The organism is Actinomadura coerulea, from assembly GCF_014208105.1.
Taxonomy (GTDB): Bacteria; Actinomycetota; Actinomycetes; order Streptosporangiales; family Streptosporangiaceae; genus Spirillospora; species Spirillospora coerulea.
Genome location: NZ_JACHMQ010000001.1, coordinates 8,075,961 through 8,091,673, shown reverse-complemented (window position 1 = coordinate 8,091,673; position 15,713 = coordinate 8,075,961). Strand labels below are relative to the sequence as shown.

At 72.3% G+C, this 15,713-nt stretch carries 13 protein-coding genes; 5 read left to right on the top strand and 8 right to left on the bottom strand.

Translation table 11 applies throughout. The annotated features are described in order from the left end of the window. Positions 1 to 64: 64 nt before the first annotated feature. The 4 genes from BKA00_RS37665 to BKA00_RS37650 are packed head-to-tail and all read right to left on the bottom strand — an operon-like array spanning position 65 to position 4,054. Entirely contained in the window at positions 65 to 715 is a 651-nt protein-coding gene (locus BKA00_RS37665) for a GTP-binding protein (protein WP_185033291.1), read from the bottom strand. Then, entirely contained in the window at positions 696 to 1,076 is a 381-nt protein-coding gene (locus BKA00_RS37660; RefSeq protein ID WP_185033289.1) for a DUF742 domain-containing protein, read from the bottom strand. The genes BKA00_RS37665 and BKA00_RS37660 overlap by 20 nt, the downstream gene beginning before the upstream one ends. A gap of 3 nt (positions 1,077 to 1,079) precedes the next feature. Further along, entirely contained in the window at positions 1,080 to 1,535 is a 456-nt protein-coding gene (locus BKA00_RS37655) for a roadblock/LC7 domain-containing protein (protein ID WP_378188546.1), read from the bottom strand. Further along, complete coding sequence (locus tag BKA00_RS37650; RefSeq protein WP_185033287.1) at positions 1,532 to 4,054, bottom strand: sensor histidine kinase; 2,523 nt, start codon at positions 4,052 to 4,054, stop codon at positions 1,532 to 1,534. The genes BKA00_RS37655 and BKA00_RS37650 overlap by 4 nt, the downstream gene beginning before the upstream one ends. 349 nt (positions 4,055 to 4,403) lie before the next feature. Between BKA00_RS37650 and BKA00_RS37645 the strand changes: the two genes are divergently transcribed. After that, positions 4,404 to 5,246: a sirohydrochlorin chelatase family protein gene (locus BKA00_RS37645; protein WP_185033285.1), complete on the top strand. Its 843-nt coding sequence runs from the start codon at positions 4,404 to 4,406 to the stop codon at positions 5,244 to 5,246. A gap of 264 nt (positions 5,247 to 5,510) precedes the next feature. Here the strand turns inward: BKA00_RS37645 and BKA00_RS37640 are convergent, their stop codons facing one another. Continuing rightward, on the bottom strand, positions 5,511 to 6,308 hold the full coding sequence (locus BKA00_RS37640) for an enoyl-CoA hydratase/isomerase family protein (protein WP_185033283.1): 798 nt from the start codon (positions 6,306 to 6,308) through the stop codon (positions 5,511 to 5,513). A gap of 4 nt (positions 6,309 to 6,312) precedes the next feature. Next, positions 6,313 to 7,215, bottom strand: a complete 903-nt coding sequence (locus BKA00_RS37635) for an SDR family oxidoreductase (RefSeq protein WP_185033282.1) — start codon at positions 7,213 to 7,215, stop codon at positions 6,313 to 6,315. A gap of 246 nt (positions 7,216 to 7,461) precedes the next feature. Here BKA00_RS37635 and BKA00_RS37630 point away from each other — a divergent pair, with 246 nt between their 5' ends. Next, positions 7,462 to 8,526, top strand: a complete 1,065-nt coding sequence (locus BKA00_RS37630) for an NAD(P)H-dependent amine dehydrogenase family protein (protein WP_185033279.1) — start codon at positions 7,462 to 7,464, stop codon at positions 8,524 to 8,526. Between the two features lie 11 nt (positions 8,527 to 8,537). Here BKA00_RS37630 and BKA00_RS37625 read toward each other — a convergent pair whose 3' ends face one another. Next, positions 8,538 to 9,041, bottom strand: a complete 504-nt coding sequence (locus tag BKA00_RS37625) for a hypothetical protein (protein WP_185033277.1) — start codon at positions 9,039 to 9,041, stop codon at positions 8,538 to 8,540. 266 nt (positions 9,042 to 9,307) lie between these two features. Beyond that, entirely contained in the window at positions 9,308 to 9,991 is a 684-nt protein-coding gene (locus BKA00_RS37620; RefSeq protein ID WP_185033275.1) for a DedA family protein, read from the bottom strand. A 153-nt stretch (positions 9,992 to 10,144) separates the two neighbouring features. Between BKA00_RS37620 and BKA00_RS37615 the strand changes: the two genes are divergently transcribed. From BKA00_RS37615 to BKA00_RS37605, 3 genes are all read left to right on the top strand, one after another. After that, positions 10,145 to 11,053 carry a glutathione S-transferase family protein gene (locus tag BKA00_RS37615; protein ID WP_185033273.1) on the top strand — a complete coding sequence of 303 codons (909 nt, stop codon included), beginning with the start codon at positions 10,145 to 10,147 and terminating at the stop codon, positions 11,051 to 11,053. 62 nt (positions 11,054 to 11,115) lie between these two features. Then, positions 11,116 to 11,787 carry an AIM24 family protein gene (locus BKA00_RS37610; protein ID WP_179833163.1) on the top strand — a complete coding sequence of 224 codons (672 nt, stop codon included), beginning with the start codon at positions 11,116 to 11,118 and terminating at the stop codon, positions 11,785 to 11,787. A 215-nt stretch (positions 11,788 to 12,002) separates the two neighbouring features. After that, a complete protein-coding gene (locus BKA00_RS37605; RefSeq protein WP_185033271.1) occupies positions 12,003 to 15,671 on the top strand; it encodes a multifunctional oxoglutarate decarboxylase/oxoglutarate dehydrogenase thiamine pyrophosphate-binding subunit/dihydrolipoyllysine-residue succinyltransferase subunit in 3,669 nt (1,222 codons plus the stop codon). The last annotated feature ends 42 nt before the right edge of the window (positions 15,672 to 15,713 follow it).

The window sequence follows — 15,713 nt, the reverse complement described above, 5'->3', positions numbered from 1 at the left end:
TGGGGGGCGGGACATGCGGGGGAAACCTCCCGATGCGTGGAGTACGGGGGTGTGCGGGAGCCTACTACGTCGCGGGTTCACGATGATCGGACTTCCGGCCGCCGGGTGCCTGGTCCTCGTCGTCCGGCCAGCTCAGCACGTGCTCCATCAGCGCGACGAGCACCTCCTTGGACGACTCCCGGCGGCGCGCGTCGCACAGCACCACCGGGACGCCGGGGTCCAGGTCGAGCGCGATGGCGATGTCTCGGGGCCGGTGCGTCCGCTCGCCGTCGAAGCAGTTCACGGCCACCACGAACGGGACGCCGCGGCGCTCGAAGTAGTCGATCGCGGGGAAGCAGCCGGTCAGCCGGCGCGTGTCGGCGAGCACGACGGCGCCGATCGCGCCCGCCGCCAGCTCGTCCCACATGAACCAGAACCGCTCCTGGCCGGGCGTGCCGAACAGGTAGAGCAGCAGCTGGTCCGAGAGCGTGATCCGGCCGAAGTCCATGGCGACGGTCGTGGTCGCCTTCGCGGCGACGCCCGCGACGTCGTCGACCCCGGTGCCGCGGTCGGTCAGAGGCTCCTCGGTGTGCAGCGGCCGGATCTCGCTGACCGAGCCGACCATGGTGGTCTTGCCCGCGCCGAACCCGCCCGCGATCAGGATCTTGGTGGTGATCGGCGGCCGGGCCGCGAAGCCCGGCCCGGCCGCCGCCCGGTCATAGCGCGCGGAGTCCATTGAGCACCTCCCTCAGCACCCCGGACGAGGGCCGCCGGCCCTCGGCCGGGCGCGCCTCGTCCACCACCGCGATCAGCCCCTTGTCGCGCAGGTCGCCGAGCAGCACCCGCACGACGCCGAGGGGCAGGCCGAGGTCGGCCGCGAGGTCGACCACCGTCACCGGCCGCGCGCAGCCGCGCAGCACCCGCGCGTGGTCGGGGCTGTAGCGCAGCCGGTCGCCCGGGGGGACGCCGGTGGCCGCGACCACCGCGATCAGCTCGAAGCCCGCGCCCTCGGGACGGGTCCGTCCCCGGGTCATCGCGTAGGGGCGCACGAGCGGACCGGCCTCGCGGTCCAGCCAGCGCTCTCCCGGCGGGGTCATCGGTCAAAAGCCCCGCGGCGCGGACCCCCCGGCGCCTCCGAACCCCTGACCGCCCGCCTCCGCCCCGAACCTCGGGCTCGCCTGCAGGTGCTGGCCGACCCGCTTGACCAGGACCGCCATCTCGTAGGCCACCAGTCCGGCGTCGGCCTCCGCCTCGGCCAGCACCGCCAGGCAGGTGCCGTCGCCCGCCGCCGTCACGAACAGCAGCAGCGCGTCCATCTCGATGATGGTCTGCCGGACGTTGCCGCCCGCGAAGTGCCGCCCGGCGCCGCGCGCGAGGCTCTGCACGCCGGACGCCAGCGCCGACAGGTGCTCGGCGTCCTCGCGGGCGAGCTCGTTCGAGGCGGCCACGGCCAGCCCGTCGCGCGACAGGATCACCGCCTGCCGCACCGTCGTGACCCGCTGGGCGAAGTCGTTGAGCAGCCAGTTCAGCTCACCGGTCACGGTGTTGTGCATCATCGGGTCCCCTCATCCCCCATGCCGGACGCGCGTCCGCGCCGCCATCCCTGCTGTATCGATGCCATCAGCGAGCGTGCCTCCTCGGGCGAGCGTGCGACGGCCCCGGTCGCGCCTCCGCCGGCCGGCGGAGGCGACGGGGGCCCCTTGCGCAGTTGCGGGGCCAGGTTCCTCTGCCTGACGCGGCGGGGCAACCCGGCGTGGGTGCCCGCGGGCTCCCAGTCCTCACCGGCGGCCTCGGCGGTGTCCTCGGCCGCGCCGCCGCCGGGGCCCTCGGGCGCCCGCGTGTGGGCGTCGTCCGACCAGGGGTTCGGGGCGGGACGCGGCGCCGCGGGGCCGGTGAGCGCGGGCAGCGCGGGCGGTGCCTCCAGATGGCCGCCGGCGCCCTCCAGATGCCCTGGAGCGTTCCGCTGCCACTGCTCCGAATCGTCCGCGGGCACGGCGGGCAGCGCTCCCGGGGCTCCGGCGTCGCGGAGCGGGACGACCCCGTCGGGGACCGGCGCGGCCATGAGCACCGGCTCCCGCTCCGGGGGGCCCTCGACGGCGGTCGCGGTCAGGGCCGCGGCCTCGTCCCAGGACGCGTCCGCGGGCGGCCGCACCCCGGCGGCCATCTCCTCGGCCGGCACCACCAGCTCGTGCGGGAACAGGACGATCGCGGTGACGCCGCCGTACGGGGACCGCTGCAGCGTCACCGTGATGTCGTGGCGGGCGGCCAGGCGCGCGACGACGAACAGCCCGAGCTGGTCGGTGTCGACCAGGTCGTACTCGGGCGGCTCGGCGAGCCGCCGGTTGGCCTCGGCGAGCTGCTCCGGCCGCACACCGAGGCCGCGGTCCTCGACCTCGACCGCGAACCCGGTGCCGACCCGCTCGGCCATCACCCGCACCTCGGTGTTGGGCGGGGAGAACGCCGCCGCGTTCTCGATCAGCTCGGCCAGCAGGTGCACGACGTCGGTGACGGCCGCGCCGACCAGGCCGTCCTCGGAGTCGGTCAGCACCGTCGCGCGGGTGTAGTCCTCGATCTCCGAGACGGCGGCGCGCAGCACGTCGGCGAAGCGCACCGGCCGCCGCCAGCCCCGCCCCGGTGTCGCGCCGGACAGGATGATCAGGCTCTCGGCGTGCCGCCGCATGCGGGTGGTGAGGTGGTCGATGCGGAACAGGTCCTCGAGGTCGTCGGCCTCGGCGCGGCTCTCCAGTCCGTCCAGCAGCGTCAGCTGGCGGTGCAGGAGCGACTGGTTGCGGCGGGCGATGTTGAGGAAGATGCGGCTGACCCCGGCGCGCAGCTCGGCCTGGCCGACGGCGGCGTCGACGGCGGTCCGCTGCACCTTGGCGAACGCCTCGGCCAGCCGGGCGACCTCGGCGGTCCGGCCGGCGTCCAGGGGCGGGGCCTCCGCGGCGACGTCGACGCTCTCGTTGCGGCCGAGCCGCTCGACGACGCCGGGCAGCCGCCGCTCGGCCAGCTCCTCGGCCGACCCGCGCAGCCCGACCAGCTCGCGGACGAACCCGCGCGCGAACCGCAGCGACAGCAGCACCGACACCAGGATCGACAGCAGGCCGAGGCCGCCGACGGCGGCGAGCCTGAGGTAGGCCTCGCGGCCGAGGTCGTCGGCGTGCTCCCCGGCGCGCCTGGAGTTGCCGAGCACCATCGCGTTGACCGACAGCACGAGCGGCTGCGCCGTCCGCTGCCACTCGGCGGGCTGGACGGGGATCGGCCGGCGCGGGTCGGCGTCGGCGATCCGGTCCTCCATCGCCTTGAACGTCTGGTACTCCGGGGACGCGAAGACCTGCGCGGTGCCGGTCCGGTAGACCACCGGGTCGAGCAGCGAGCGCTGCTTGGTCCACTGCCAGCGCTGCTCGCCGACCATCTCCACGAACATCCGGTGCTCGGCCGCCGTCATCCGGCCCTTGGTGATGAACGCCCCGGCGACGAGCGCGTTCTCGCGCTGCAGCAGCTCCATGGCGCGGCCGGCGTGCCGGGTGGACTGGGTCCAGTCGTAGAGCGCGGAGTCGTCGATGGCGACGAGGCTGTCGTAGAGCCGGTGCATGTTGTCGACCATCGTGCCGTACCCGTTGACCGCGGCCAACCGGTCGACGGACCGGGCGTCCACCGCGGCGCGCAGCCCGCCGAGCCCGCCGAGCGCCCGCAGGACCTCGGCGACGCGGGCCTCCATCTCGGCGTTGGTGGCGCTGCGCGCGGCGGCCGAGGTGGCCTTGCGGCGGAAGTTCTCGACGGCCGCGTCGAGGCGCGAGCGCTGCGTCACCAGGGCGGCGGGGATGCCGCCCGCCGCCTGGCGCGGGGTGCTGAGGAACACCGCCGAGGCCTGCCGCTCCTTGCCAAGCTCGACCAGGACGCCCTGGCCGCCCGGCGCGAACTCGCGGTCGAGCGTGTGGTAGCGGCGCTGGGCCAGCGCTTCGCCGCCGGTGACGACCGCGGCGTATCCCCAGAGCGCCACGAGCGAGAGCAGCGGCACGAGCAGCAGTGCGGTGACCTTCGAGCGGATCGACCGCCTACGGGGGGATTTCATGTGACCTCGAACGTTCCGGCACGGAGGGCCCCTGGATCATAAAGGCCGCCGGCAACGCTCCCGCAACCCCTTTGACGGCATTCGGTCGCATTGCTGCAATTCCTTGCCACCTGCGGCGATGCGCGGAGGCAAGACGATCTTGTCGAACCCGGCGCAAGTGGATAGCGGCAAATCCGGACAATTTGCTTCATTTCCCCCTGTCGCTCAGCGACAATGCGCCATACTCTGCTTCTTCATCACCGCTCGCGCCGCGACCGGTCCGGGAAGGAGATCAGCGATTCCTACAGGCAACGACGACGGCCGGGCCGGGAGGACGGCTCCCGGGCCGGAGGGCGTTACGATGCCCGCCGTGAGTCCCGAAAGCCAGGCATCCGAGGCATTGCCGTCGCGACGGCGCCGCACACCCCGCGGCGGCCGTCACCGCGGCGACGAGTCCTTCCTGCTGCCCCCCGGATCCCCCACGCTCGTCCTCGCCGTCCCCGGACCCGCCCGGCCGGCCGGCACCGACCTCGCCGCCGAGCTCGCCCGGCTCGTCGAACTCGAGCACACCGGGCAGCCGGCCTACGTCGGGCACCTGGAGGGCGGCGAGGCGAGCCTGCACGCCGTGCTCGCCGGAATCCGGCAGCAGGGCGACGAGCTGGCGGCCGTGGTGGTGCCGCTGTCCACCGGGCCCGACCCGGCACTGGACGCCGCCGTGCGCGCCGCCGTGGCGGGCGCGCCCGTGCGCACCGTCGCCGCCGAGCCGCTCGGCCCGCACCCGCTCATCGCCGAGGCGCTGCACGACCGGCTCGCCGACGCGGGCCTCGCCCGCGCCGACCGGATCAGGCTGATGACGATGGTGACGGCCGCGTCCGGTGTGATCGTCGCCACTCCGGGCGACGCGGCCGCCGTCCGGCAGGCCGAGGTCACCGGCGTGCTCCTGGCCTCCCGGCTCGCGGCCCCCGTGTTCACCGCCTCGCTGAACGACGAGGCGTCGGTGAAGGCGGCCTACGAGCAGCTGCGCGCGGCGGGCGCGGCGTCCATCGCCGTCGCCCCGCACCTGATCGGGCCCGAGCCCGAGGCCGCGCTGATCGGGGCGGCCGCCGCCAGCGTGGGCTCCGCCCACTCCGCGCCCCTGGGCGCCCACCCGGCCCTGGCGCGCCTGGCCGCCCTCCGCTACGTCGAGGCGCTCTCCACCGCACTCGCCGACTAGGCGGTGTTCTCGAAGTCCCGGCCCACTTCGCTCGCCTGGCGGCTCGCTACGTGACCGGGCCTGGGCGACCGCGGCATCGCTTCGCGATCTGCCCGGTGTCGCTCGCCTTCGGCGTCGCGACACCGGGCAGTTCACGCGTTCGCGCACGTGGCCGGGGCCATTCGAGACCGGCCCTGGCCCAAGGGGGGCTCACCCCCCTTGGGCCGGTCACGGCGCCGGCGATCCGCCGGGAAGCGACTCTTCGCCCCTCCGGCAGTTCCAGGGCTAGCGGTTCCTGAACTCCGGACGGCGTCTCTCCATCGTGGCCGCCATCCCTTCGGCGAGGTCCTCGCTGAAGAAGGCCAGGGTCTGCACGGCCGTCTCCGCCATGAGCTGCCGGCGCAGGCCGGGGACGTCCAGGGACGCGTTGAGCAGTTCCTTCGTGCGGCTCAGGCCGTAGGGCGACCGGCCGAGCAGCTCGTCGGCGAGGGCCTGGGCGGCGGCCAGGTCCCCGCCCTCGGGGGCGGTCTCGGTGATCAGGCCGAGGGCGTCGGCGCGCGCCGCGTCCAGGCGCTGCGCCCGGTAGCAGATCTCCGCGGCCCTCGCCGGCCCGACCAGGCGCGGCAGCAGCCAGGACAGGCCGCAGTCGCCGGCCGACAGCCCGAGGTCGACGAACGGCACCACGAAGCGGGTCGTCGGGTCGGCGACCCGCAGGTCGCAGGCCAGCGCCCAGGACACGCCCATGCCCGCGACGGGGCCGTGCAGCGCCGCGATCACCGGCTGCGGGATCTCCCGCAGCCGCGCGGTGACCTCGCCGCCCCGGGCGATGCCCCGGTAGAGCCGCTGGACGCGGCCCTCGCCGGACGCGCCGCCCGGGTCGCCGCCCTGCAGGTCCATGCCCGAGCAGAAGCCGCGGCCGGCGCCGGTCAGCACCACCACCCGGGTGGACGGGTCGCGCATCAGCCCGTTGAGGACGTCCAGCATCTCCTCGGTCAGCGCGCCGTCCACCGCGTTCAGGCGCTCCGGGCGGGACAGGGTGATCGTGAGCACCCCGTCCCGCCGGTCGAGCTCGATCCCGGCCAACGGCTCAGGACGTGAGCTGCTGGATCAGCGGGCCCATCTGCTCGCCCACGTTGCCGAACACGGTCAGCGGCTCCGCCGCGCTGATGGCCGCCCAGTTGTCCCGGACGTCCTCGACCGACAGCGTCGCCTTCTGCCCGTAGCCGGGGCCCTCCGCCACGAAGATCTTCGCGATCCGGCCGCCGCCGACCGTGTAGACCTGGCCGGAGTCCTCGACGGAGTCGTGCACGAGGTAGGCCACGAGCGGGGTGACCTGGTCGACGCCGAGCTTGTCGGCGAAGTCGGCGGGCAGCAGGTCCTCGGTCATCCGGGTCCAGGCGACCGGGGCGATCGCGTTGGCCTTGATGTTGTACTTGGCGCCCTCCTGGGCGAGGGTCTTGGTGAACCCGACCAGCCCCATCTTGGCCGTGGAGTAGTTCGCCTGGCCGAAGTTGCCGAACAGGCCCGCGGGCGAGGAGGTGTTCACGATCCGGCCGTAGCCCTGCTCGCGCAGGTGCGGCCAGGCGGCGCTGGAGACCAGGAACGAGCCGCGCAGGTGGACGGCGATGACCGAGTCGAACTCCTCGACCGACATGTTCTTGAACGACTTGTCGCGCAGGATGCCCGCGTTGTTGACGACGATGTCGACCTTGCCGAACGCGTCGAGCGCGGTCTGCACGATCGCCCGCGCGCCCTCGGGGGTGGCGACGTTGTCGGGGTTGGCGACGGCCTCGCCGCCGTTCTTCTTGATCTCGTCCACGACCTCCTGGGCCGGGCCGGCGGAGGCGCCGGTACCGGTCCGGTCACCGCCGAGGTCGTTGACGACGACCTTGGCGCCGCGCGCCGCGAGCTCCAGCGCGTGCTGCCGGCCGAGGCCGTGGCCAGCCCCGGTCACGACCGCCACGCGGCCGTCGTAGCGCAGTTCCGACATCTCGTGTCTCCTCACATCGCACCGACTACGCCCCCAGGAAATCATCAAGGCGTTACCCAGTGGTACCACTGAACCGAATCCCGCTCGGCCGCGGCCCCCGGGGTTCCTTCCCGGCTGGACGCCGGGACGGTCCCGCGTACGATGGGACGTGGGAGGAAATTGCGCCAATCGCCGCAATTCCCGCCCTGCCCACCGCGTAGTCTCCTCACCCGTCGGCATCACGAGGAGCAACGGAGGTCCCGTGCGATGAGCCCCGCCGCCGCGTCCGCGTCCGGACGCCGCTACCGGGTGGTGCAGTGGGCGACGGGCGCGCTCGGGCGCAGCGCGATCCGGGGCGTCCTGGACCGCGACGACATGGAGCTCGCCGGCGCGTGGGTGCACACCCCGGCCAAGGTGGGCGCCGACGCCGGGACGCTCGCGGGACGCGACCCGGTCGGCGTCGCCGCGACCGGCGACCTCGGCGAGATCCTCGGCCTGGAGGCCGACTGCGTCCTGTACGCCCCGAGCCCGAAGCCCGACCGCTTCGCCGAGCTGGACACGATCTGCGCGCTGCTGGCGTCCGGCAAGAACCTGGTCTCCCTCACCGGGCTGGTCTACCCGCGGGCGCACGGCCCGCTCTTCGTGAACGAACTGGAGCAGGCCTGCAAGCGCGGCGGCGTGACGGTGCACGGCAGCGGCGTCAGCCACGGCTTCATGGCCGACGTGATGCCGCTGGTGCTGTCGCGGCTGTCGCGCCGGATCACCCACGTCTACGCCCGCGAGTGCTCCGACTTCGCCCGGCACCCGTCCTGGCGGTTGGTCCACGACCTGCTCGGGTTCGGCAAGGACGAGGAGGAGTACCTGCGCGCGCTGCGCCCGCACCGCGCCGCGATGCGGACGCTGTTCTCCGAGAGCCTGCACCTGGTCGCCGCCGGGCTCGGCGTCGAGCTCGACGAGATCGACGTGGACGTCGACCACCGGCTGGCCGGCGCCGACCTCGCCACCGCCGCCGGGCCGATCCCGCGCGGCACCGTCGCCGCGGACCGCTGGACGTTCAACGGCTTCGCCGCCGGCCGGCCGGTGATCACCGTGGAGATCGTGCACAAGGCCGACGCCGCGCGGATGCCCGACGTGTGGGGGCGGCCCGGGTACTCGCTGCGCGTGGACGGCCGGCCGCCGCTCACGCTGACGGCCGGCGAGGAGTGGGTCCGCGACGCGATCTCCGCCGCGTCCGCGCACGCCCTGAACTCCGTCCCGGCCGTGTGCGGCGCCGACCCCGGCATCCGCACCTACCTGGACCTGCCGATGATCAGCGGGCGGATGCACCTCTAGGCCCCGCGTCCTCAGCGGGCGTCGCGGCGGGCTTGGCGTCGGGCGCCCTTGGCGCGGGTGGCGGCGTGGCGGCGGTTCAGGGCCGGGTCGGCGGTCGTGGGTCTGCGGCGAGCTGTCGTTTGGGGCGTCATCGACTCGGGTTGCGGGGCGCCGGGCTGAGGCGGGCCTGGGCGGGACGGGTTGGCCGCGGCGATGCGCTCGGCCTTGATCTCTGAGGCGCTGCGCCTTGCGGCCCTGGCCAGATACCAGCTCACGCGGGCCAGGGCGTCCTCGAACACCTCTGCCTTCTGGGCGTCGCGGGTGTTCTTCGGACGGGCCTTGCCCCGTCCGCCGTGCTCCTCGATCCGCGCGCTCGCGGTGCGGCGGTACAGCTTGCTGTACTTGTTGCGGGCGCGCCGGATCCGCGTGTGCAGATCGACGAGCCCGTCCTCGGTGAGGTCGGAGAGTTCGGCACTCCCGGTCTCCCGGACAAGAGCCTTCTCGGGCTCGTTCAGCGAGTTCAGCAGCGCCTTCATCAACCCCCCAGACGGTCGTTGCGGCCCTGTCGAGCGTCGCACGAACCTCCGTAAAGGGTGGGACGAGAACACCCCAAAAACGACAATCACCGCAGTTGACCTCAAGTGGGCAGCGGCTGACGACGCCCGCCGAGCAGGAGCTCATCGCCCTGGTGTGGGCCGTCGTCGACCGCACCTGGCAGCTCGCCCTTCTGGCCGCCGCCGTCATCCTGCCGGCCCTCGGCGGCACCGGTCACCCGCACTGGGCCAGCCAGGCGCTCCCGGCGTCAGGACGGCAGCGTCGGCGCCGACTCGTCCTCGTCCTCGGAGACGTCCTCGGCGGCCTGGGCCTCGGCCTCCTCGCGGGCCTCGCGGCGGTGCCTGCGGACGCTCCACACCACCAGCGCGACGACGGCCGCCGCCGCCAGCCCGATCGCCAGGCCCCGGCCCGCGAGCTTGGCCGCGTGCTCGAACGCCGTGCCCGCGAAGAAGCCGCCGAGCGTGAACGTCACCACCCACGTGACGCCGCCGATGACGTTGAACAGCAGGAACTTCGGATACGGCAGCCGCGAACTGCCCGCGAGCGCCGGCATGAGCGCCCGCAGCAGCGCCGTGAACCGTCCGATGAACACCGCGAACGCGCCGCGGCGGCGGATCATGTCGTGCGCGGCCGCGACCTTCGCCCGGTGTCTTCGCATCATCTGGACGTCCAGCAGCCGCGGCCCGTACCTGCGGCCGATCTCGTAGCCCACGGAGTCGCCGGCCACGGCCGCGACCACCGCGATGACCAGCAGCAGCGGCAGCGACAGCACGTGCTGGCTGGCCAGGACGCCGCCGACCACGATCGCGGTCTCGCCCGGGAACACGAAGCCGACGAACAGCGCGGCCTCCGCGAACACCAGCGCCGCGATGATCAGATAGATCATCGCCGGTGGCAGGCCGTCCACCAGGGCGTTGAACTGTTCGAGCATGGACCCCCGCCACCTCGTCGATCGGCCGGCCGGCCGTCGCGGCCGTTTCACACTGGATACCGACGGTTATGGTAGCCGCGAGGTTCCCGTATCCGGATCGCTCTCAGGTGCCGGCCTCGGGGCCGTCCTCACCTACTTCAGAGGGAGACGGGCATGAGCGTGCAGGAGGTCGAGGGAGGCCGCTTCGTCCGGCAGGCGAACCGGTTCACCGAGCGGATCACGGCGGACGGGTCGAGCGGCCTGCCCGCCGAGCCCGGGCGGTACCGGCTCTTCGTCTCCTACGCGTGCCCGTGGGCGCACCGCACCCTGATCGTGCGGCGGCTCCTCGGACTGGAGGACGCGATCGGCGTCGGGGTCGTCGACCCCATCCGGGACGAGCGGGGCTGGCGGTTCCCCGACCGCGACCCGGTGACCGGCGCCGTCTTCCTCTCCGAGCTGTACCTGTCCACCGACCCCGGGTTCCAGGGCCGCTACACCGTGCCCTGCGTCTGGGACACCGAGACCGAGCGCCTGGTCACCAACGACTTCCCGAACATCACCACGATGTTCGAGACGGAGTTCACCGCCCACCACCGCCCCGGCGCGCCCGAGCTGTACCCCGAGGCGCTGCGGCCCGAGATCGACGAGCTGAACGAGCTCGTCTACCAGACGGTCAACAACGGCGTGTACAAGGCTGGGTTCGCCACCTCGCAGGGCGCCTACGAGGAGGCCTTCGACGCCCTCTTCGAGACCCTCGGCCGGCTGGAGGAGCGCCTGTCCACCCGCCGCTACCTGTTCGGCGACGAGATCACCGAGGCCGACGTCCGGCTCTACCCCACGCTCGCCCGCTTCGACGCCGTCTACCACGGCCACTTCAAGTGCAACCTGAGGCGCCTGGCCGACTACGAGAACCTGTGGGGCTACGCCCGCGACCTGTACTCGATCCCCGCGTTCGGCGAGACCACGGACTTCGACCACATCAAGCGGCACTACTACGTGACCCAGCGGAACATCAACCCCTCCGGCGTCGTCGCCAAGGGCCCGCTCGTGGACTGGACCGCCCCGCATGACAGGGGACGTTGACCGCGTCTCCGTGGTTATGCTGGCGCACCTCCAGTAATCCGCACGAGAGGCACGACCCCACCATGCGCAGCCAGTTCTTCGGCAACCTCGAACAGGGGCAGCAGCTCCCCGGCCACTTCGCCCTCCAGAACTCCAAGATGCTCCGGGTCCACCTGAACGGCGACGTCCTCGCCCGGCAGGGCTCCATGGTCGCCTTCCAGGGGCAGATGGAGTTCGACTACGAGGGCGCGGGCGGCATCGGCAAGTTTATGAAGAAGGCCCTGACCGGCGAGGGCGTCCCCCTCATGCGCGTCAAGGGCCAGGGCCTGCTGTTCGTCGCCAACGACGCCGACGACATCCACCTGTTCTACCTGGAGAACGAGGGCATCACCGTCAACGGCAAGAACATCCTCGCCTACGACTCCCACCTGCAGTCCGACATCCAGCGCGTCCAGGGCGCCGGCATCGCCGCGGGCGGCCTGTTCAACACCACCCTCCAGGGCACCGGATGGGTGGCGCTCACCACGCACGGCACCCCGGTGATGCTCGACTGCGGCCGCGCCCCCACGTTCGCCGACGGCCAGTCCGCCGTCGCGTGGAGCACGAGCCTCCAGGTCGGCGTCAACCGCACGTTCAAGGCCAGCGCCCTCATCGGCCGCGGCAGCGGCGAGGCGATGCAGCTCGCCTACCAGGGCCAGGGTTTCGTCTTGATCCAGGCTTCCGAAGGCCCGACCGTCGCCCCGCACACGCACTGAGCCGCGTTTCCCCTGGTAGATCTTGCCGAAGGCACGGCCCTGCCTTCGGCTGGTCCCGCCAATGGACGGGGCGGTGTGGGCGGGGTTGGGACACGCTGGCGTGGTGCGGGGGCAAGTGCGAGTAGCCTTGATGCGTCTCAGAACTTACCTGCGAGCTGCGGAAGAGGGCGATCTCCGCCGTGTCGACAGAGTCGTCGCATACTAGTGCCGACCCGATGCTGACCGATTTCGGCGCCAACGAGTGGCTGGTCGACGAGCTGTACCAGAAGTACCTCGACGACCCCAACTCCGTTGACGAAGCCTGGTGGAACTTTTTCGCGGACTACCAGCCGGGCAGCCGGCCCGTGTCCGCCACCCCCCAGGCCGACGGCGCGGCCCCGAAGGCCGCCAACGGCACGGCGGCCGCTCCGCCGACACCGCAGCCGCCGGTGGCACCGCCGAAGGCTCCGGCCGGGCAGGCCGCCAAGGCCCCCGCCCCGAAGGCGGACAGGCCGGCGCCCCCGCCGGTGCCGGCGGGCGCCGAGGAGGTCCGGCTGCGCGGCGTCGCCGCCCGGACGGCCACCAACATGGAGGCCAGCCTCGCCGTGCCGACGGCGACGAGCGTGCGCGCCGTCCCGGCCAAGCTGCTGATCGACAACCGCATCGTCATCAACAACCACCTCAAGCGCGGCCGCGGCGGCAAGGTGTCGTTCACGCACCTGATCGGGTACGCGATCGTCAGGGCGCTGGCCTCGATGCCCGAGATGAACGCCGCGTTCACCGAGGTGGACGGCAAGCCGGTGCTGATCAGGCCGGAGCACGTGAACTTCGGGCTGGCCATCGACCTGCAGAAGGGCGACGGCTCCCGCCAGCTGGTGGTGCCGAGCATCAAGGCCGCCGAGACGCTGGACTTCCGCCAGTTCTGGGCCGGCTACGAGGAGATCGTCCGCAAGGCCCGCGGCGGCAAGCTCACCCTGGAGGACTTCCAGGGCACCACGATCAGCCTGACGAACCCGGGCACGATCGGCACCGTCCACTCGGTGCCGCGGCTGATGCCCGGCCAGGGCACGATCATCGGCGTCGGCGCCATGGAGTACCCGGCCGAGTTCGCGGGCGCGTCGAGCGACACCCTGTCGCGCATGGGGATCAGCAAGGTGATGACGCTGACCTCCACCTACGACCACCGCATCATCCAGGGCGCGCAGTCCGGCGACTTCCTGCGCCGCATCCACCAGCTGCTGCTCGGCGAGGACGGCTTCTACGACGAGATCTTCGAGGCCCTCCGCATCCCGTACGAGCCGGTGCGCTGGGTCAAGGACATCTCCGCCACCCACGAGGACGACGTCGCCAAGGTCGCCCGCGTCCACGAGCTGATCCACGCCTACCGGGTCCGGGGCCACCTGATGGCCGACACCGACCCGCTGGAGTACAAGCAGCGCCGCCACCCCGACCTCGACATCCTCAAGCACGGCCTCACCCTGTGGGACCTTGAGCGCGAGTTCGCGACGGGCGGGTTCGGCGGCAAGCCGACGATGAAGCTGCGCGACATCCTCGGCGTGCTGCGGATGGCGTACTGCCGGACCGTCGGCATCGAGTACATGCACATCCAGGACCCGGAGGAGCGCGCCTGGATCCAGGAGCGCGTCGAGGTCCCGCACGACAAGCCCTCGCGCGAGGAGCAGCTCCACGTCCTGCGGCGGCTGAACAGCGCCGAGGCCTTCGAGACGTTCCTGCAGACGAAGTTCGTCGGGCAGAAGCGGTTCTCGCTGGAGGGCGGCGAGTCGGTCATCCCGCTGCTCGACTCGGTGATCTCGGCGGCGGCCAAGGCCAGCCTGGACGAGGTCGTGATCGGCATGGCGCACCGCGGCCGGCTGAACGTCCTCGCCAACATCGTCGGCAAGTCCTACGGGCAGATCTTCGGCGAGTTCGAGGGCAACCTCGACCCGCGCAGCGCCCAGGGCTCGGGCGACGTCAAGTACCACCTCGGGGCGTCCGGCGACTTCGTCGCGAGCGACGGTTCCAAGATCCACACCGAGCTGGTCGCGAACCCCTCCCACCTGGAGACGGTCGACCCGGTGCTGGAGGGCGTCGTCCGCGCCAAGCAGGACCTGCTGGACGTCGGCGAGGCCGGCTTCACCGTGCTGCCGGTCCTGCTCCACGGCGACGCCGCGTTCGCCGGGCAGGGCGTGGTGGCCGAGACGCTGAACCTGTCGCAGCTGCGCGGCTACCGCACCGGCGGCAGCGTGCACGTCATCATCAACAACCAGGTGGGCTTCACCACGGCGCCGGAGTACTCGCGCTCCAGCGTCTACGCCACCGACGTCGCGCGGATGATCCAGGCGCCGATCTTCCACGTGAACGGGGACGACCCCGAGGCGTGCGCGCGGGTGGCGCGGCTGGCGTTCGAGTACCGGCAGACGTTCAAGAAGGACGTCGTCATCGACATGATCTGCTACCGGCGGCGGGGTCACAACGAGGGTGAGAACCCCTCGTTCACGCAGCCGCTCATGTACGACCTGATCGATGCCAAGCGGTCGGTGCGCAAGCTCTACACCGAGGCCCTGATCGGCCGCGGCGACATCACGGTGGAGGAGGCCGAGCAGGCGCTCCGCGACTACCAGGAGCAGCTGGAGCGGGCCTTCACCGAGACCCGCGAGGCCGTGAAGAAGCCCCTCGAACCGGGCTCGGTCGTGAAGCCCGACGTCGAGGAGCGCATCCCGATCGACCACGGCAGCGCCGGCTCGGCGATCCCGCTGGAGACCGTGAAGCGGATCATCGACACGCAGGTCAGCCTGCCGGACGGCTTCACGCCGCACCCGCGGCTCCAGCCGATCCTGCAGCGCCGCGCCCAGATGATCGAGGACGACGCGATCGACTGGGCCACCGGCGAGCTGCTGGCGATGGGCTCGCTGCTGATCGACGGCCACCCGGTGCGGCTCGTCGGGCAGGACACCCGGCGCGGCACGTTCGGCCAGCGGCACGCGGTGCTCGTCGACCGCAAGACGGGCGAGGAGTACACGCCGCTCAAGCAGTTCGGGCAGGGCGTGTCGAAGTTCTACGTGCACGACTCGCTGCTCAGCGAGTACGCCGCGATGGGCTTCGAGTACGGCTACTCGATGACGCGGCCCGACGCGCTCGTGTGCTGGGAGGCCCAGTTCGGCGACTTCGCCAACGGCGCCCAGTCGATCGTGGACGAGTACATCTCCTCCGGCGAGCAGAAGTGGGGCCAGCACTCGGGCGTCGTGCTGCTGCTGCCGCACGGCTACGAGGGCCAGGGGCCCGACCACTCGTCCGCGCGGATCGAGCGGTACCTGCAGCTGTGCGCGCAGGACAACATGACGGTCGCCTACCCGACCACTTCGGCGAACTACTTCCACCTGCTGCGCTGGCAGGTGCTGTCGAACCGGCACAAGCCGCTGGTCGTGTTCACGCCGAAGGTGCTGCTGCGGCTGAAGGCGGCCGCCTCCCCGGTCGAGGAGATCACCGCTGGCGCGTTCCAGCCGGTGATCCCGGAGAGCGACCCGGCGATCGACCCGGCGGGCGTGCGGCGGGTGCTGCTCACCACCGGCAAGATCTACTACGAGGTGGTGAAGGCCCGGCAGGCGACGGGCGCGAACGACACCGCGGTCGTGCGGGTCGAGCGTCTCTACCCGCCGCCGGTCGACGAGATCAAGGAAGAGCTGGCCAAGTACCCGGACGACGTCGAGGTCGTCTGGGTGCAGGACGAGCCCGCCAACATGGGCGCCTGGCCGTTCATGGCGCTCAAGCTGCCGCGCCACATCGACGGGCTCAAGATGTCGCGGGTGTCGCGCCCGGCGTCCTCGTCCCCGGCGGTGGGTTCGAACAAGCTGCACCAGGCGGAGCAGGAGGCGCTGCTCGCGCGCCTGTTCGGCGAGCAGAAGTAGAGCGGTAACCGATCGATCCGAGGGCTCCGGTGCACAGCGCCG